The organism is Peribacillus muralis (genome assembly GCF_001439925.1).
GTDB classification, from domain to species: domain Bacteria; phylum Bacillota; class Bacilli; order Bacillales; family DSM-1321; genus Peribacillus; species Peribacillus muralis.
In genome coordinates this window covers 89,107-104,557 of record NZ_LMBV01000011.1, presented here as the reverse complement: position 1 = coordinate 104,557, position 15,451 = coordinate 89,107, and the positions used below count along the sequence as shown (strand labels likewise).

The window sequence follows — 15,451 nt, the reverse complement described above, 5'->3', positions numbered from 1 at the left end:
GGTTTTTTGCTCGTTCATAAGGAACGATATCTTTTCAAGCTAATGATATTGATCGTTATGAAAACGGCCGAAAATGCCAGGAGGACGATGAGATCCAGGAATACATCACTGAAAGTAAAACCTTTGTACATGATGCCGTTCATCGCGTCGGATGCATAGTAGAGTGGCATGATTTTGCCGATTTTTTGGAGCCAGTCCGCCATAGCATCCAAGGGAAATATCCCGGTGAAGAACACCTGCGGCACGATGACGAGCGGAATGAATTGCACCATTTGAAATTCGGAGGTGGCAAAGCTGGACAGCAATGTGCCTAACGACAGGGCGACGAGGGCAACAAGGATATTCGTCAATAATACGAGCCATAGAGAGCCCACGAGTACGATGTCCAGGACATTGACCGCATAGAGGACGACGATTATCGGCTGAATGAGGGCGAATAAACCATATCCGATCACATAGCCGGCGACGATTTCATGCCGCTTGATCGGTGTGGCCAGCAGCCGCTCCAGCGTCCCGCTTGTGCGCTCCTTCAAAAGCGCGATCCCGGCTATCAAAAACACGAAGAAAAAAACGAAAAAGCTTATGAGCATCGGACTGAACGTATCAAACCCCTTTGTATCTTCATCTCCGTACACATATTGCGCTGCAATGGAAGGGAGTTTGCTTGCATGTCCCTGCAGTCCCAGCATGAGCTGCATTTGGACCGCTTTTGCACGCGCGGGTTCGTCGTTCAACAGTGTCAGCTCCATTTTTCCATGTTCAACGTGCAGCCAGCCATCCGTAGCGGTGTCGATCATTCGTTTCCTTGAATATTCCTCAGCCGCCTTTACTTGAAAATCGGCTTGCTTCAATGCCGCGAGCGTGGTCTGGTCGCTGCCGGTCACGACGATTTTCAAATCACTCGCTTCTGTGCCGAAAATGAAGTACATGAGCGTTAAAATGAGCAAGGGGGCGAGGAAAAATAAAGCAAGGGTCCTTCGATCACGGCGCAGCTGCTGAATGATTCGCATTACGAGAGAGAGAATCCGCATTATCGGCTTCCTCCAATCTTTAAAAAAACATCATCAAGCGTTTCCACCGCATATTGCTGCTTTAAGGCGGCAGGCGTCCCCGATGCGATGACAGTTCCCTCACGCAGCATCGCCAGTTTATCGCAGCGTTCCGCCTCATCCATTACATGCGTCGTTATCAAGATCGTCTTGTGCTCTTCGTCTCTTAACCGCTCCAGCTCCTGCCAAATGGCTCGTTTCAGTACGGGATCGATGCCCACCGTCGGTTCATCCAAAATGAGGATCTCGGGATTTTGGATGAGAGCAATCGCCAAAGACAAACGGCGCTTCATCCCCCCGGAATAAAACGCAATCCGGGTTTTCAAATCACTCGTTAACCCGACGATTTCGGCTGCATATCGTATCCGCTCGCTTCTTTCCCTTTTCGATAAACGATATAGCTTCGCAAAAAAAGCAAGATTTTCAGCAGCAGTCAGCTCCGTATATAAAGCATCGGTTTGGGCCATATACCCGATTTCCATCAATAGTGCTTCATTTGGCACCTTATGATCCAGAACCGTAACGCTGCCGGCATCCGGCTTGATCAAACCGACGATCATTTTGATCAAGGTCGTCTTTCCGCAGCCGGAAGGACCTAACAAGCCGAAAATACCACTTTTTTCAATCGCGAGGTCCAACGGCTGAATGACGCTTTTATGTTGAAAGTTTTTGACCATTCCTTCCATAATAATCGCATGTTTCATTGAACGCACCCCCCTACTTTTTCATAAACACGGTGTTGAATGTAACATCATTCTAAGGTAGCATGAGTTTCAATACAATAAACAGATTTGGAAAAATGTTCAGTGAAGGGATGAGACATTCAGGTGGCATCGATTCATGAGGAAATGGTACAAAAAACGAAAGCGCATATCCAGCATCACTTCATTGCACTCGTTGAAGCAGAAGGATTCTCGCATGTATCGGTGAAGAAAATTGCCGAGCGTGCGAACATCAATCGAGGCACCTTCTATCTTCATTATGCAGATAAGTATGCATTGATGGATCAATTACAGCAGGAATTGCTGGAAAATCTTCATGCACGCATTACGGTGATTTTGCCGAAAGAGGCTCTCCTTGCCCTTCATCAACAACAGCTATATCCGCCATTCGTAGCGATTTTTGAATTCATCGGTGAGCATGCCCAAGCATTAAGAGCGATACTTGGTGATCAGGGTGATCCTTCTTTTGCGAAAAAAATAAAGCGTGTATTCGGTGAAGTCCTCTTGGACCGCTTGATCAGCCAGCATCCAGCAGCTCAAAATGACGCATTTCGAACATATATGCATGCCTTTTTGACATCGGCGATTTTAGGGGTGATTCAGGAGTGGCTGGAGAATTGCGAGGAGCAATCAGTTGAGGAAATGGCAAAGATTCATTTTCAAATCTTGAACTTCATCAGTCAATTACGCACATTCATTAAATGAGCTGCAAAAAAAGGCACGTTCCGTCACATGCCTTTTTAGCTTCCTGTTGAATCCTTCAGTACCGCTCCGCTGGCATAATACATGCTCTTCGAGGATTTCATACTAAGCACCATTATTAAAATCGAAAGCGCCACCATGATTCCGGAGCCTGTAATCACTACGAACCGAATTGAAAGGAAATGAGCCGAAACCCCGACAATCACTGTCATCATAATCACCAATAATGCTTCCAACAAACCGAAGATGCTGCCCACCCTCCCCATTATTTCCACAGGAATATTATTTTGATAAAACGTTTGAAAGCCTGTGTTCGCAAAAGCCAATGAAAAGGCAATAAGGAAGAATCCCGTGGCCGCGATTGAAAACGAAGTGGATAGGGCATACATCATATAGCCGATCGAAACAAATAACGAACCGAAGCCAATCAGATATGATATCCGCACTTTACTGATGAATGTTGCATTGATGATCGCTCCGGTAATGATACCTGCCCCGGCGATGCTTACGAGGAATCCGTAATCGCTGTCCGACAAAGAAAGTACGCTTTTGGCAAATGCTGCTTCTTGGGAGTCCATCGCGGTTTCCATTACGACCATGCAGCTAAACAAGAAGTATATGAGCATCACATAAGATGATTGACGGCTGAAGTTCAGGACGATGCCCCAATCCCTTTTCACGATGGTCCAGGATAGGTAGCGATCGGTTTTGCTAAAGGAATCATCCTTTTCAAGATCTGGCATGAATAGCGTGATCACACCTGATAATACTAAGGCTAAAGCATTGATATAGATGGCAACTACGGGAGTGCCGATTAAGAAAAGAAGACCCGCTATCGCTGGTCCAATCAAGAAAGCCCCTGAATCGATCAAGCTTCGCAATGAGTTGAATCGTTTTCTCTGTTGTATTGGAATTAATTTTGTTATATAAGTCCTTGATGTTGTTCCGAACATGGCCTCTGCCATATTGATCACGAAAACGAGCGAATAGATGACCCAAATCGAGGAATTCAATGCCAGCAAAGCGATCAATGCCGCTCGGATTATGTCCAGTGTAACCATTACGGTCCGCTTATTCATCCGGTCGATAACGCTGCCTGCCCATACATTGGTGAATAGAGTAGCCAATGGTTTAACAATATATAAACCAGCCACCGCTAAGGGTGACTTGGTCAAATCGAGCACGATTAAATTGAGGGCGATAAAGTACACCCACGCGCCGAAATTGGAAATCCCGATTCCGCACAACAGAATCGCAGGATACTTCCAAAGAGTTCCTACTTGTTTGAATTTCATCAGTTCCCCCCCGAAATGTAGTGTTCATTTAATCGCCAGGATATTTCCGGCATAAATAGAAGGTATGTATTTTCTAAATTTTAACATTATTAGTTTCGGAAAGTAAATGACTATAACGCAAAAAACCCATTGATCATCAATGAGTTTGAAAGCGGAACAAGATATGGATTTTTCGACTCGGCGTTGACTATCATTCATGCATGAATGCCGCTAGGAAATGGTCACCTTTGAGAAAACAATTTTAGAAACGGATTCTTTTTCTTATCCGTTATCCTTAACTCATTCATGATGATTTGGTCCTCATGATCGGCTATCCATTTTCTTAATGCATCTTTATCCTGGCATTGGGTTAAGTATGTCTGGCCACCCTTGCCTGTAGCGTTGATAACATATCGATTGAACGTCTTCTCCATAATTGCCCGCCTTTTTTGTAAGTTGTGTTTTAATATATTGATACGAATGTTTTGCTCGAAAAGAACAATTATATATATTGTCTTAAATTCGTATTTTCGAATGAATCGAACCTATCATAATGTGATAACTAATATTTGTCAATACGTTTTTAACATGTAAATGAAATGTAAATTATCAGTTTTATTAAGGAAATATTTTTTACAATATGGAGGCTTTACAATTGCTGAATGTTGGGAGTAGAATACGTTTAACATTTAATATATATAGGCCTAAACTAGAGGGGAATTGCGTATGCAGATCGCCTTACATAAAGGATGTGAAAGGCTCTATCGACATCAACCTCGACATTTAACTTCGTCGGTTTTGTCACAAAATAGCCGGTTGATGTTTTTCGCAGGTTGTGCTTTAAAAATATCGTACAAGTTTATACTATTCTTTTAAGTAAGTAGGGATGATCATTTGATAAAAACAAAAAATTTGTTGGATCCGCCAAAAATACTTGTACTCGGCTTTGCCATTTTGATATTTACCGGGGCCTATTTATTAACATTGCCGATTTCCACCGAAAATGGCAATGGTCTTTCTTTTCTGGATGCTTTATTCACCTCGACTTCCGCTACATGTGTAACGGGACTGGTCGTAGTGGATACGGGAACGACTTTTACCACTTTTGGTGAGTTGGTCATCTTGACCCTGATTCAGATTGGCGGCTTAGGGTTCATGTCATTTGCGACGTTTTTCTTTTTCCTATTAGGCAAGAAGATTTCTTTAAAAGGCAGGTTACTTTTGCAGGAGTCTTTAAATAATCTATCCATGTCAGGTGTAGTCCGGTTAGTGAAACGGCTTTTGATTTTCACCGCCATCATAGAAGGTATCGGTGCCATTATCTTATCGATTCGCTTTTCTTTTGACATGCCCATCGGCAAGGCGATCTATTACGGGGTTTTTCATTCGATATCCAATTTCAATAATGCCGGTTTTGATTTAATGGGAGACTTCAGGAGTTTGACTCCTTATGTATCGGATCCCTTCGTAACGCTTACCGTAGCCTTGCTCATCACGTTTGGCGGTATAGGTTTCATTGTCATGAATGAACTTTATGAATATCGTGATACCCATCGTTTATCCGTACATACGAAGGTTGTTCTGATGACTAGCTTAATCCTTACGATCGCCGGGGCGATTTTAATCTTTTTATTCGAGTTCGGTAATGCCAAGACTTTGCAGCCTTTATCTTTCATGGGGAAAACGTTATCGTCATTATTTCAATCGGTTTCACCAAGGACGGCTGGCTCCAATACGTTGAATATCCCTGATTTGACTCAGCCGACATTGCTGCTCATCATTTTCTTGATGTTCATTGGGGCTTCACCCGGATCGACTGGAGGCGGGATTAAAACGACTACATTTGCGACGCTTATCGGAACGGTTTGGTCACAGATTAAAGGAAAGGGTGATGTGGTCTTATTCCGTCACCGCATTGTGACTGAAACGATCTTTAAAGCATTATCCGTTACATTCATTGGCGTATCGATCGTTTCAATCATCACCATCCTGCTGGCCATCACGGAAAGAGGAACTGATTTCTTGATGATATTATTTGAAGCCACTTCCGCATTTGCGACCGTGGGACTTTCAATGGGGTTGACCCCAGAATTATCCCCAATTAGCCGGATGCTCATCATTTTCACGATGTTTGCAGGACGTGTGGGTCCTTTGACTTTGGCCTTTGCTATCGCAATGAGGCGCAAACCCGATCCGTTCCGCCGTCCAAAAGGGAAAATCATGATTGGTTAATCAGATAAGAAGGAGAGTGACAGATGGGAAAACGACAATATGCCGTGATCGGCTTAGGCAGATTCGGAACCAGTGTGGCACATAGATTATATTCGGCGGGCCAAGAGGTATTGGGCATTGATATCAGCGAGGAAAAAGTCGAGAATGCGGAACTGAGCGTTACCCATGCAATCATTGCGGATACCACTGATGAAGAGACATTGAAATCGATTGGAATTCGCAATTTCGATTGTGTTATTGTAGCCATCGGAAATGATATGCAATCGAGCATCTTGACTACCTTGCTTTTAAAAGAGCTTGGGGTCAAAAAAGTCATTGCCAAAGCCCTTAATAAAAATCACGGTCAGGTGCTCACCAAGGTTGGTGCCGACTGGGTCATCTACCCTGAGAGGGATATGGGGGAACGGGTCGCGAATCAGCTTCTGTCCCCAAACATGCTGAACTATATTGAACTCTCTAAAGAATATAATATAGAGGAAATCATCCTACCCTTGAGCATGAAGGGAAAAAGCCTCAGAGAGCTTGATTTGCGTGCAAAATATAATATCAGCGTCATTGCCATCGTCAGTAATGGAGAAATGATCATAGCACCATCACCGGATCAGGATATCCTTGAACAAGATATGCTTCTAGTGGTTGGCAATAAAGACGATCTAGCCTTCTTTGCCAATATCGAATAATCCGGCCATTTGGATTATTCACTGATTGTTTACGCAATCCGGCTTTAGCTTTCCATATTATTTCAAAATACAAAAAAACCGCCATTTGGCGGCCTTCCCGAAGATTTTTTTAAGCTAGGTATGTATTATGTTATCGTATGGATCGCTTGCGCTAAAGTTGATTTGACTGTCACCTTATCAAAAGGCAGGTGAAGCTTGACTGCTTTCATCGCTATGTCCGGCCGAAGTCCTGACAGGGTTGTATCGATTCCGATCAAATGCAGTGATTCGATCAATTGTGATAGCTGATGGGCGGATGCACCATCTATCGCATGAACGCCCGAGAGGTCAATGAACAGCCTCGTGACATTTTTTTCGGCACACTGCTGTAATGTGTTTTCAAGCAAGGACATGCCCCTCGCCGTGTCAATATCACCGATCAGCGGGAGTAACGCCGTATTATCTTTAAGGGAAATGATGGGCGAGCTCAATTCAGCGATCGTTTGCTGTTGGGCTTTCATTATTTTATTGGCATATCTATGGTTCGCCGCAGTAAACCTCTCCATCACTTCACTGAACACCTTGACCACGATCTTGAACCAGGCGTTGATTTCCGCTTGCGTATATTTCTCTTCATGCAATGCCGCAAACTGCTCGATATAATCCAAGTATTGTTTTTGCGTCCGGAAAAATTCCCGCAATATAAAATAGATGGGAGTATTCAAATGTTCCTCATCCTGACCGATGTCTTCAATCCATTCGTCAAGATCATGAAAGAACTGGTTTTCCTCCAACAAAAAAACCTTAAAGAAATGTAAATGAAATTGATGGTTTTGCTGCTTCAATTTATCAATAACATGGCGATCAGGTGAGCTATAAACCCCCGCCTTATCGTTTTTATTCAATGTTGCATACCAATCCTCAGTCAGTTGTGTTGCTTTATCTAATAAAAAGGAATATAGTTCTCTATTTCTATGCATAAACTTCTCCACCTATTTATTTTTATGGTACAACAAGTTAGCAGCCCTCTTTCCATATACCTTCTCAGCCGCTTTTGAAACCATACAACTACGGATTTTTTTCAAAAAGTGCATCATATTAATAGTTTACCATTTTTGTTTTTGGTTAACAAAATTCACCCCGCGAAAAAAAGGACCTGCTCCAAGGCCCCATACTATAATCTGTCATAAAACTTTTTAAAAGCTTCACCTTTTCTTGAACATCCCCGTCCATAACCCTTTTACCCCAAACGCTTTATCCGTTTTCTTCATTTTACGTAACTCCACCAATTCAAACTCCTTGAAAATGGTTCTAAGCTTTTCTTCCGTAAATCCTAGTCCACCCATAAGGCTTCCTTGCCTATAAACCTCATAATCCGAAAGAGCGGCACCACCTAATTCGCCGCCTTCTACAAAACAGGTAATCGAATAGGCTCCTCCAGGCTTTAACGCCTTATTCACCGTCTCCAAATAATGAATCCTCCGATGCGGAGCAATATGATGAAAGCAGCCTGAATCATATACGAGATCATATTCGGCTTCCTCTATTTTAAGATCAAACATGTTGCTTTGAATGAAATTCACTTGCACATTCTTTTCTTGAGCACGTTCTTTTCCCCATGTAAGGGCTTCTTGTGAAAGATCCACTGCATCGACAGAACAGCCCTTTTGAGCAAGGTAAATGGCATTTCTCCCTGGTCCGCAGCCTAGCTCAAGAACCTTCCCTGGATCAAGCAATCCTCTCTCAAAATAAGCTACCAAATTCTCATCAGGGAGATTTTCGAAAAAGGGGATTCCCTTTTCACGATCTTCATAAAAACCATTCCAAAATGCAGTCGGCTCACGTAAAAACGAGTCAAGCATATTCAAAACATCTTCATAGGTCGTAATCGTCTCCGGCAAACTCATCTCTCCCTCTCATTAATTCCTTTGCCATTCATCTTTTATTCCACGCTTCCAACGACATCATGTCAAAATCTTCATCAAAATCCAGCCTCAAGGGAGCAATCAATTCAATGGAGTTACCATCAGGATCGTTAAAATATATCGCCCCGTGTGCATGTGGGTCATTAGGCAAAACAAGCGGTTGTTGTTCAGGCGGAAAACCAAACACCGTTTTTATCTGCATTCCCTTTTCTTCCAGCCACCCCTTCGCATTCTCCATATCTTCCCTTTCGACTTGCAGGGCGATATGCCTGATGGAGGGATGATAAGGGATGTTTACTTGTTCCGTTTCCCATAACCCCAACCAGCTATGACCCTTCTCAATCCAAAAGAATGCCAGCCTTTCGTTTCGATAGGCAAGCTCTAACTCAAGTCTTTTATAAAATTCAATTGAGACATCGAGATTACTAACCGGTAAGTGTGTCTCATAAAGTCCTTTTATCATGGTCACCCTCCTAACTGCTGATACGACTTACCGCTTCAAACTGGTTCGTATGGAAGGATTCCGCTTCATTAACTCTTCAATGAACGCGTTACGATCCAATGGAGAAATGAGAATGGTGCGATGAAGGCCATAGTGTATTTTTAAACGATCGAGCGAAAGCGCCGGTGACGATAATGGATTGAACGATCTATCAATCGACTTGATCTCATCGATGGAAATCGTCTTCCGGATGAATGCCGATCGAACCAGTAAGGTCTTATCCGCAATCACATAATAGGTCGTGAGCCAGATCCATAGCAGGAAACAGATGATGGGAATGGCCGCCCACAGACTGGAATAATCTTTATCCATGACCACCGGTGAAAGAATGGCCAAAAAAATCCCGAGAAAAACTAGGTACATCCACCAATCCTTTTTTGATGGGAATTTCAAGAACACCACTCCTCCTTCGCTTTTAATTAGGTATCTTTTACCAATTATAATACGTTTTCTCATAATTTTCATCTCTGAAAGTATGGAGCTTCCATTCTCCATTATGCAGTTTACTCAATCTCAATGGAGATTGGGGAATTGGTAACATCATTACGCACACATTACCTTGACTGTCATAGTAATATGTTATAGGATATACAAAAGGAGGTGAGGATATGGTTCAACACAAACTTTCCTCAGACCTGCTTCGCGGACATGTAGATACGATGATTCTAAAACTCCTGCAAAGTGGCGATAAATATGGGTACGAAATTAGCAAACTGATATATGTGAGTTCAAATGAGCAATATGAAATAAAGGAAGCGACGATGTATTCCAGCTTAAAACGATTGGAAAAGGACGGGTGCATCCTTTCGTATTGGGGAGATGCCACCCAAGGCGGCAGAAGGAAATATTACAAAATCACCTCCATCGGGGAAGACATGTATACACAAAATAAAAACGAATGGGAGCAGGCTAAGCGAATACTTGAAAGCCTCTTATAAGAAAGGGAGATATAATATGAAGGAAAAACTGAATGCACATGTTCATAGCATTTTCGCTCCATACAAAAATGCAAAAACAGCGAAGGAATTGGAAGAAGAGCTGCTGCAAAACTTGCTGGAAAAATACAATGACCATATAAGGGATGGTGCTAGTGAGCAGGAAGCGTACAAGCTGACTGTAGATTCGATCGGAGAAGTATCGGAGCTCATGGAATCACTTAACCTCCAATACAATGTGCTTGAGCAGGCAATAAGTATGGACTATTCCAGGCACCGCTTATTGGATTCCGACTTCCGCTCGGTTTCGGTCCATGACGGGAAATTCAATTCCTGCGATTTAAGCCGTTCTGACTTCAGCGATTCCGACCTAACGAACAGCACATTTAAAAGCACCAACTTAGATCATTGTATCTTTGAAAACGCCAATTTAACTGGTACCTTATTTAAAAGTGCCAATTTAAAAGGCGTAACTTTCAAAAACAGCATTTATAATAAAACCCATTTTAAAAACTGTAATTTATCTGGACTTCTATTTGATGGGGAAACATTCAATCAAACCATATTCGAGGGCACTTCATTGAGAAAGGCATCCTTTCGCGATGCCACCCTCATCAATGTTCAATTCCGGATGTCCGATTTAAAGAAAATCGACTTCACTGGAGCTTCGATGGATAAACTCACTTACAACTTTTTACACGGATCAAAGGTTGATCTTAGCGCCGTAACCATCATCTAAAGGACGGCTTTCCGATGACTTTACCGATTGCGATTGTCGTATCCACCTCAATCCTTTGCGTGACCGTGTTTCTGACTGCGGTCGTTTTAAAAGGTATGAGCATGGGGCAATGATACAAGTAAAAAACCCTGTGCTAAGACACGAAACGTCTTAGCACAGGGTTTTTGTCTGCCCCTATATTACCGTTTATTTCTCTTTTACATTTACAATCAATTCGCCTGCCCTGCCTTTGTATTGATACGAAATATGATATATTCCTGATTTGCTCGCTTTCAATCTTCCTTGTTTGGAAATAGTGATCTCTTTTTCTTTCGTGCTCCATTTCACTAGCGAAGGCGAAAGAGCAAATTGGTTATTATACATATCGGTCGCTGTTACTTGAAGGTCAGTTGATTTTCCTACCACTATGTTTTCATCTGTTGGGTTTGCTTCAATTTTTACAGGATTTATTTTACTAGCAGGTACGACCTCGATAGGTAACGTCACGACTTTATCTCCAGTTCTGATCGTAATTGTGCTTTTTCCTTTTTTCTCGGCCGTAATTATCCCTTTTTCATCAACTTTCACCACTTTCGATTGTGATGAAGACCAATTTATTTGAAGTAAGTCATACTTGGTGAGATTCAAAAGGTAATTAGAGCTGATCTCCCTAAAGTCGCCGACAACATGCAATTGCCGTGTTGCACCTTCAGCAATTTTCAATACGCCGTTCCGATTGATTGCTTCATCCACGGGATGAAGCTCTGTTAGAAACGGTACGTACTTATAAGTACTTTCATTTTCATTTATGTGTACTATCCCCGTACCTAGAATATTGCCATTCTCATTGGAAACATACCCTTTTTGAGCAGCATTTCCCGTAATGGTATAGGTTACTCCGTTTTTCTCCCATTGCTGGAGTAAATGAAGGTGACCAAAGAAAACATTTAGATTTGTATCAGGGTTTTCTTTTTTATAGGTTTCTAAAACTTTCTCGAAGTTCCGTGTGTCTTGTGTATTCATTTCATGTGCTGTAGCAAAATCGTCCTTTGTTGGCACATGAGTAAAAACTAGAACTTGCTGTTTCTTATTTCGCTTTAACACTTCTTGAAGATAATCCAGCTGCATCGAATCACTAGCGTTCAATCCTTGTCCATATGCCGTATTCAAAACGACGATTAACGCATTTCCATATTCAAAGTGATAGGTGGAAGACCCGAATAAAGCTTGATAGCTGTCTAAATTCCCTTGAAACGCTTCATGATTTCCTGCTAAAGCAACGAACGGCTTTTCCTTTACTAATTCCACATCTTTTTTTACTTGCATCCATTCTTGCTCATTGGACTGATCAACCATGTCTCCCATATGAATGACAAGACCTGTATCATCCTTCATTGCCTGCTCAAACGCCTGTCTTCCATATTCCGAAGTATGCGTATCCGGAATAATGGAGATGTTGTATTGATTTTTGTTCTTTGGCTGTGGAATGGCCTTAATAGTAAATGAACGTTTCAGTGTGTCTAACTTATTTTCTGAACGATCTTTGGCACGTATCGTAAAATCATGGATTCCATTAGGTATGGCGGCAGATACAAGCGCATACCCCCATCCCGTGTTCTCATCATATTTTACATCAAGCGCCTTTTCATCTACCTTCACTTCAATATCCTTACCATCTATACCACTTTTTTTATCCTCTAACTTAAAAGCGATACGCGGTGTGTTTGTTTTTTCTATAGCCGTTTCTGTCGGTGTGACCTCAGAAAGGACTGGTTTTTCCGTATCTTCACTCAAATCGACCGTAAAGGCCCTTTCCACTTTAGGAATCGCTACGTTGCCTGCTTTGTCCGTTGCAGCCATTGATATGATGTGAATCCCTTCTGCTACCTCATTTAATGAAGCAGATATCCTGCCTGATGCTTCATCATAGGTATGACGTATTTTTTGTCCATCAACGGATACAGTGATTGAATTGGCATCCACACCGGATATATCGTCCGTTACATCAGCTGAAACAGTAAATTCATTGTCATACACCGTATCGTCTGCTGGTTTAATATTGGCAAAAGTAGGTCCTGCCAAATCTTCATTGTCAGTGTATACAAACCGGACATTATCGATAAAGAGTTCACCGCCATATTGAGCGTCCCCTTGGTGTGTTTTATCAATTTCCACTGCATATATTTGATTCAATGATAACGGCAGCTTCCAGCTTGGATCTATTGGTGCTTGAACGTATTTCCAACCTGTCCAGTCTACACCGCCTTCACCTGTGAAGCTAACTGTCTTATTTGCTCCTGTCCCATCGGTTACTTGGGCACGCAGCCATGGTGCTTTATTGTCTCCGTACACCCACATACCAATCGAGCGCGGCATATTGTTTGTTGATGGCTTTTCTTTTGATGTGATGTACATTGCACCATTACCTGTTTTCCAACCTGAATAATCGTAGCTAAGCTTTAAACTGTAATTTCCTGACTTAACTTGTTCATCACTGATAGAAATATCGTAAGAATTGACATAGCTCTTGTTTGTTGAGTATTTATTTATATCCGCATGTTCAAAATCATCCAGCAAGGATTCTTTTAAGCCGATCAATACATTGATTGACTGTTTCACGCCTCCAATTTCCGCCGTGATTTTCGCGGTTTTTCCGTTTTCAACGTTTTGATTTGTATGGAGAATTCCATCCTTATCGAATGTCCCGATTTGCTCATCCATACTCCATTTTATTGAATTTGTATCAATTACGACAGGGTCTCCATCCTTCATTCCTTTAAACGAAAATTGCTTCGCTTCTCCTTGTTGTAACACGACAGGATCTGTATCATTAAAGGTTAGTGAATCCAATTGATTCACTACATGTACATCAGCAGAGCCTCTTACTCCATCAACAATTGCCGACACCGAGCCGACTCCCGTTTCAGTTGCGATCAACGTTCCTGTTTTGCTCACTTCTCCAATGGAAGATTCCCAAACAACTGGACGATTGGAAGGATCTAATGGGTTACCATTTTTATCGGTTGTTCTAAGGTTGAATGGATAACTCGACCCCTTGAACATCGTAATCTTTTTATCTACGATAACTTCACCCACCTTGGTGGAAGCAGGTGCTTTGTTAACAAATAATATCCCATTAGTGACCTGCCTCGACTTACCATCTGATGGGTGATTCACTGTCTTTACCTCACTTTTCCCTTTGGCTCTGGCAACCATCTCGGTTGAACCGCCGCCATCTAACCCAATCGCTTGAACTGCGCCAGCTTCTTGCAAGAGGTTGGCCATTTCCGGTAATGATACACCTTTGCTATCACTGAAAGTCGGGCCATCTTTATCTACAGAAACTGCGACGACATCCCCATCCTGCTTTATTCCAATTGCCGTCCTTGCGTTTAAGCTGCTTACGAGTGCTTTATCATAGCCCATATTCAGCATTTCTTGTTCAGTTAATGGTTTGCCATCTTTTATTAGCCAGTTGTAGGAACTGACTGCCTCCTTTACATCATTTACCTTTTGTTCTTCCTTTCCTTTATATAAATCAAACGTAAACGAAACGCTCTTTCCTTCTTCTCCAGTTGTTCTTAGCCAGTCTGCCTTTTGACCGAATCCTGCCAATATAACGGAGTTTTCAGGTATTTTTATCTTTTCCGTCGATTTGTACACCTTCTCGATTTTCCCTTTATACCTTTTGCCTGCTTTAATGCCGCTTGAAGCATCTATTCCTGATATGACCGCTAAAGCACCATTGTTCGTAAATGCTCCAGTTGGATCGTTGAATAGTAATTCATGTTGCTGATTCATCCCCCGTGTATAAATAGCTAGTTTTCCTCCAACGTTTTCGTTTCGATTTAAAGCTGAAATAACCTCAGTTGATTTACCGAGCTTAAGAGCACCCTTCATGGAAAGAGTATCAATAAAGGCCTCTCCCTGTTTATCCATCCCGAACACAGGAAATTTTTCAACATCCGTTATTGAATTATGATTAATTAGTAACGTACCATTCTTTACTTGAAGTCCCATATTGACACCGGTCGTTACACTAAACATATCACCGTTGACTCCAGCTACAACATCATTTCCTCTAATCGTTTCTCGGTTAGCTTGTCTTACTAGTTCTTCTTTGGCGACCACAGAATCTATTGCCTTTGATGTCATTACTTCAATGGATGGATCATCAAGATCAGCCTCCAGCACATTGATATGCTCAGCACGATCCGTATCATGAAAATTCTTCACTTGCTTTTGGGTATGTACGATCCCTTTTGAAATCTCTTCTTTTATTAAAATCTCTTCCTCCACCTTCTTTTCCATTGCCGCATGAGCTGGTGCTGCAAAAAATACTGAAGTAAGCGGCGTGCTACATGCAAGTAAACCACTCAAGACTATCGATCTCACCTTCACAATCATTCCTCCTCTTTTTAGTTGCTATACTAGGATAAAATACATTTATTAATGAACTGCTAGAAAAGTATGAATATATCGTAAATAGGTCACCTCAGCATATTTACAAAGGAGACAGTAAAAGACATGAATACAAAGCTAGATTAAACATTTGCGAAAATAAAAAAATATCTACGTATTGGCAGATCTATCTCCGAAAATCGGAATATATCTGCGTAATTGCTGATTTTATCTACGAAAATTGAAATTTATCTACGAATTTGCTGATTTTTTCTACGAAATTCGATATATATCTACCAAATTGCTGATTTTATCTACGAAAATTCGAAATT

At 41.9% G+C, this 15,451-nt stretch carries 14 protein-coding genes; 5 read left to right on the top strand and 9 right to left on the bottom strand.

Annotated elements, in window-relative coordinates; translation table 11 throughout:
• Positions 1-14 precede the first annotated feature (14 nt).
• Positions 15-1,031, bottom strand: coding sequence for an ABC transporter permease (locus ASU00_RS14820; RefSeq protein ID WP_057914247.1), 1,017 nt, complete (start codon positions 1,029-1,031; stop codon positions 15-17).
• Entirely contained in the window at positions 1,031-1,753 is a 723-nt protein-coding gene (locus tag ASU00_RS14815; protein WP_057914246.1) for an ABC transporter ATP-binding protein, read from the bottom strand. The genes ASU00_RS14820 and ASU00_RS14815 overlap by 1 nt, the downstream gene beginning before the upstream one ends.
• Before the next feature lie 123 nt (positions 1,754-1,876).
• Between ASU00_RS14815 and ASU00_RS14810 the strand changes: the two genes are divergently transcribed.
• Positions 1,877-2,476: a TetR/AcrR family transcriptional regulator gene (locus ASU00_RS14810; protein WP_057914245.1), complete on the top strand. Its 600-nt coding sequence runs from the start codon at positions 1,877-1,879 to the stop codon at positions 2,474-2,476.
• Positions 2,477-2,511: 35 nt separating this feature from the next.
• On the opposite strand, the gene ASU00_RS14805 is transcribed toward ASU00_RS14810, so the two are convergent.
• A complete protein-coding gene (locus ASU00_RS14805) occupies positions 2,512-3,768 on the bottom strand; it encodes an MFS transporter (protein WP_057914244.1) in 1,257 nt (418 codons plus the stop codon).
• A gap of 221 nt (positions 3,769-3,989) precedes the next feature.
• The gene (locus tag ASU00_RS14800; protein ID WP_057914243.1) at positions 3,990-4,181 is read right to left on the bottom strand and encodes a hypothetical protein; all 192 of its coding nucleotides are present in this window, start codon (positions 4,179-4,181) and stop codon (positions 3,990-3,992) included.
• 460 nt (positions 4,182-4,641) lie between these two features.
• Here ASU00_RS14800 and ASU00_RS14795 point away from each other — a divergent pair, with 460 nt between their 5' ends.
• On the top strand, positions 4,642-5,979 hold the full coding sequence (locus tag ASU00_RS14795; RefSeq protein ID WP_057914242.1) for a TrkH family potassium uptake protein: 1,338 nt from the start codon (positions 4,642-4,644) through the stop codon (positions 5,977-5,979).
• A 23-nt stretch (positions 5,980-6,002) separates the two neighbouring features.
• Positions 6,003-6,659, top strand: coding sequence for a potassium channel family protein (locus ASU00_RS14790; protein WP_057914241.1), 657 nt, complete (start codon positions 6,003-6,005; stop codon positions 6,657-6,659).
• Between the two features lie 125 nt (positions 6,660-6,784).
• Here ASU00_RS14790 and ASU00_RS14785 read toward each other — a convergent pair whose 3' ends face one another.
• The 4 genes from ASU00_RS14785 to ASU00_RS14770 form a co-directional block, all read right to left on the bottom strand.
• Positions 6,785-7,618 carry an STAS domain-containing protein gene (locus ASU00_RS14785; RefSeq protein ID WP_057914240.1) on the bottom strand — a complete coding sequence of 278 codons (834 nt, stop codon included), beginning with the start codon at positions 7,616-7,618 and terminating at the stop codon, positions 6,785-6,787.
• A 225-nt stretch (positions 7,619-7,843) separates the two neighbouring features.
• Positions 7,844-8,539, bottom strand: a complete 696-nt coding sequence (locus tag ASU00_RS14780; protein WP_057914239.1) for a class I SAM-dependent methyltransferase — start codon at positions 8,537-8,539, stop codon at positions 7,844-7,846.
• Positions 8,540-8,573: 34 nt separating this feature from the next.
• On the bottom strand, positions 8,574-9,026 hold the full coding sequence (locus ASU00_RS14775) for a VOC family protein (RefSeq protein ID WP_057914238.1): 453 nt from the start codon (positions 9,024-9,026) through the stop codon (positions 8,574-8,576).
• 27 nt (positions 9,027-9,053) lie between these two features.
• A complete protein-coding gene (locus tag ASU00_RS14770; RefSeq protein WP_057914237.1) occupies positions 9,054-9,458 on the bottom strand; it encodes a PH domain-containing protein in 405 nt (134 codons plus the stop codon).
• Between the two features lie 215 nt (positions 9,459-9,673).
• Here ASU00_RS14770 and ASU00_RS14765 point away from each other — a divergent pair, with 215 nt between their 5' ends.
• The gene (locus tag ASU00_RS14765; protein WP_057914236.1) at positions 9,674-10,003 is read left to right on the top strand and encodes a PadR family transcriptional regulator; all 330 of its coding nucleotides are present in this window, start codon (positions 9,674-9,676) and stop codon (positions 10,001-10,003) included.
• A gap of 16 nt (positions 10,004-10,019) precedes the next feature.
• On the top strand, positions 10,020-10,739 hold the full coding sequence (locus ASU00_RS14760; RefSeq protein ID WP_057914235.1) for a pentapeptide repeat-containing protein: 720 nt from the start codon (positions 10,020-10,022) through the stop codon (positions 10,737-10,739).
• A gap of 186 nt (positions 10,740-10,925) precedes the next feature.
• On the opposite strand, the gene ASU00_RS14755 is transcribed toward ASU00_RS14760, so the two are convergent.
• Complete coding sequence (locus tag ASU00_RS14755; RefSeq protein WP_057914234.1) at positions 10,926-15,119, bottom strand: phosphodiester glycosidase family protein; 4,194 nt, start codon at positions 15,117-15,119, stop codon at positions 10,926-10,928.
• Positions 15,120-15,451: the final 332 nt, after the last annotated feature.

What these genes read in the sequence shown, in the direction of transcription:
- ASU00_RS14805 (WP_057914244.1), bottom strand. Translation starts at nt 3,768, where the DNA reads ATGAAATTCAAACAAGTAGGAACTCTTTGGAAGTATCCTGCGATTCTG.
- ASU00_RS14815 (WP_057914246.1), bottom strand. Translation starts at nt 1,753, where the DNA reads ATGAAACATGCGATTATTATGGAAGGAATGGTCAAAAACTTTCAACAT.
- ASU00_RS14760 (WP_057914235.1), top strand. Translation starts at nt 10,020, where the DNA reads ATGAAGGAAAAACTGAATGCACATGTTCATAGCATTTTCGCTCCATAC.
- ASU00_RS14790 (WP_057914241.1), top strand. Translation starts at nt 6,003, where the DNA reads ATGGGAAAACGACAATATGCCGTGATCGGCTTAGGCAGATTCGGAACC.
- ASU00_RS14775 (WP_057914238.1), bottom strand. Translation starts at nt 9,026, where the DNA reads ATGATAAAAGGACTTTATGAGACACACTTACCGGTTAGTAATCTCGAT.
- ASU00_RS14785 (WP_057914240.1), bottom strand. Translation starts at nt 7,618, where the DNA reads ATGCATAGAAATAGAGAACTATATTCCTTTTTATTAGATAAAGCAACA.
- ASU00_RS14800 (WP_057914243.1), bottom strand. Translation starts at nt 4,181, where the DNA reads ATGGAGAAGACGTTCAATCGATATGTTATCAACGCTACAGGCAAGGGT.
- ASU00_RS14820 (WP_057914247.1), bottom strand. Translation starts at nt 1,031, where the DNA reads ATGCGGATTCTCTCTCTCGTAATGCGAATCATTCAGCAGCTGCGCCGT.
- ASU00_RS14765 (WP_057914236.1), top strand. Translation starts at nt 9,674, where the DNA reads ATGGTTCAACACAAACTTTCCTCAGACCTGCTTCGCGGACATGTAGAT.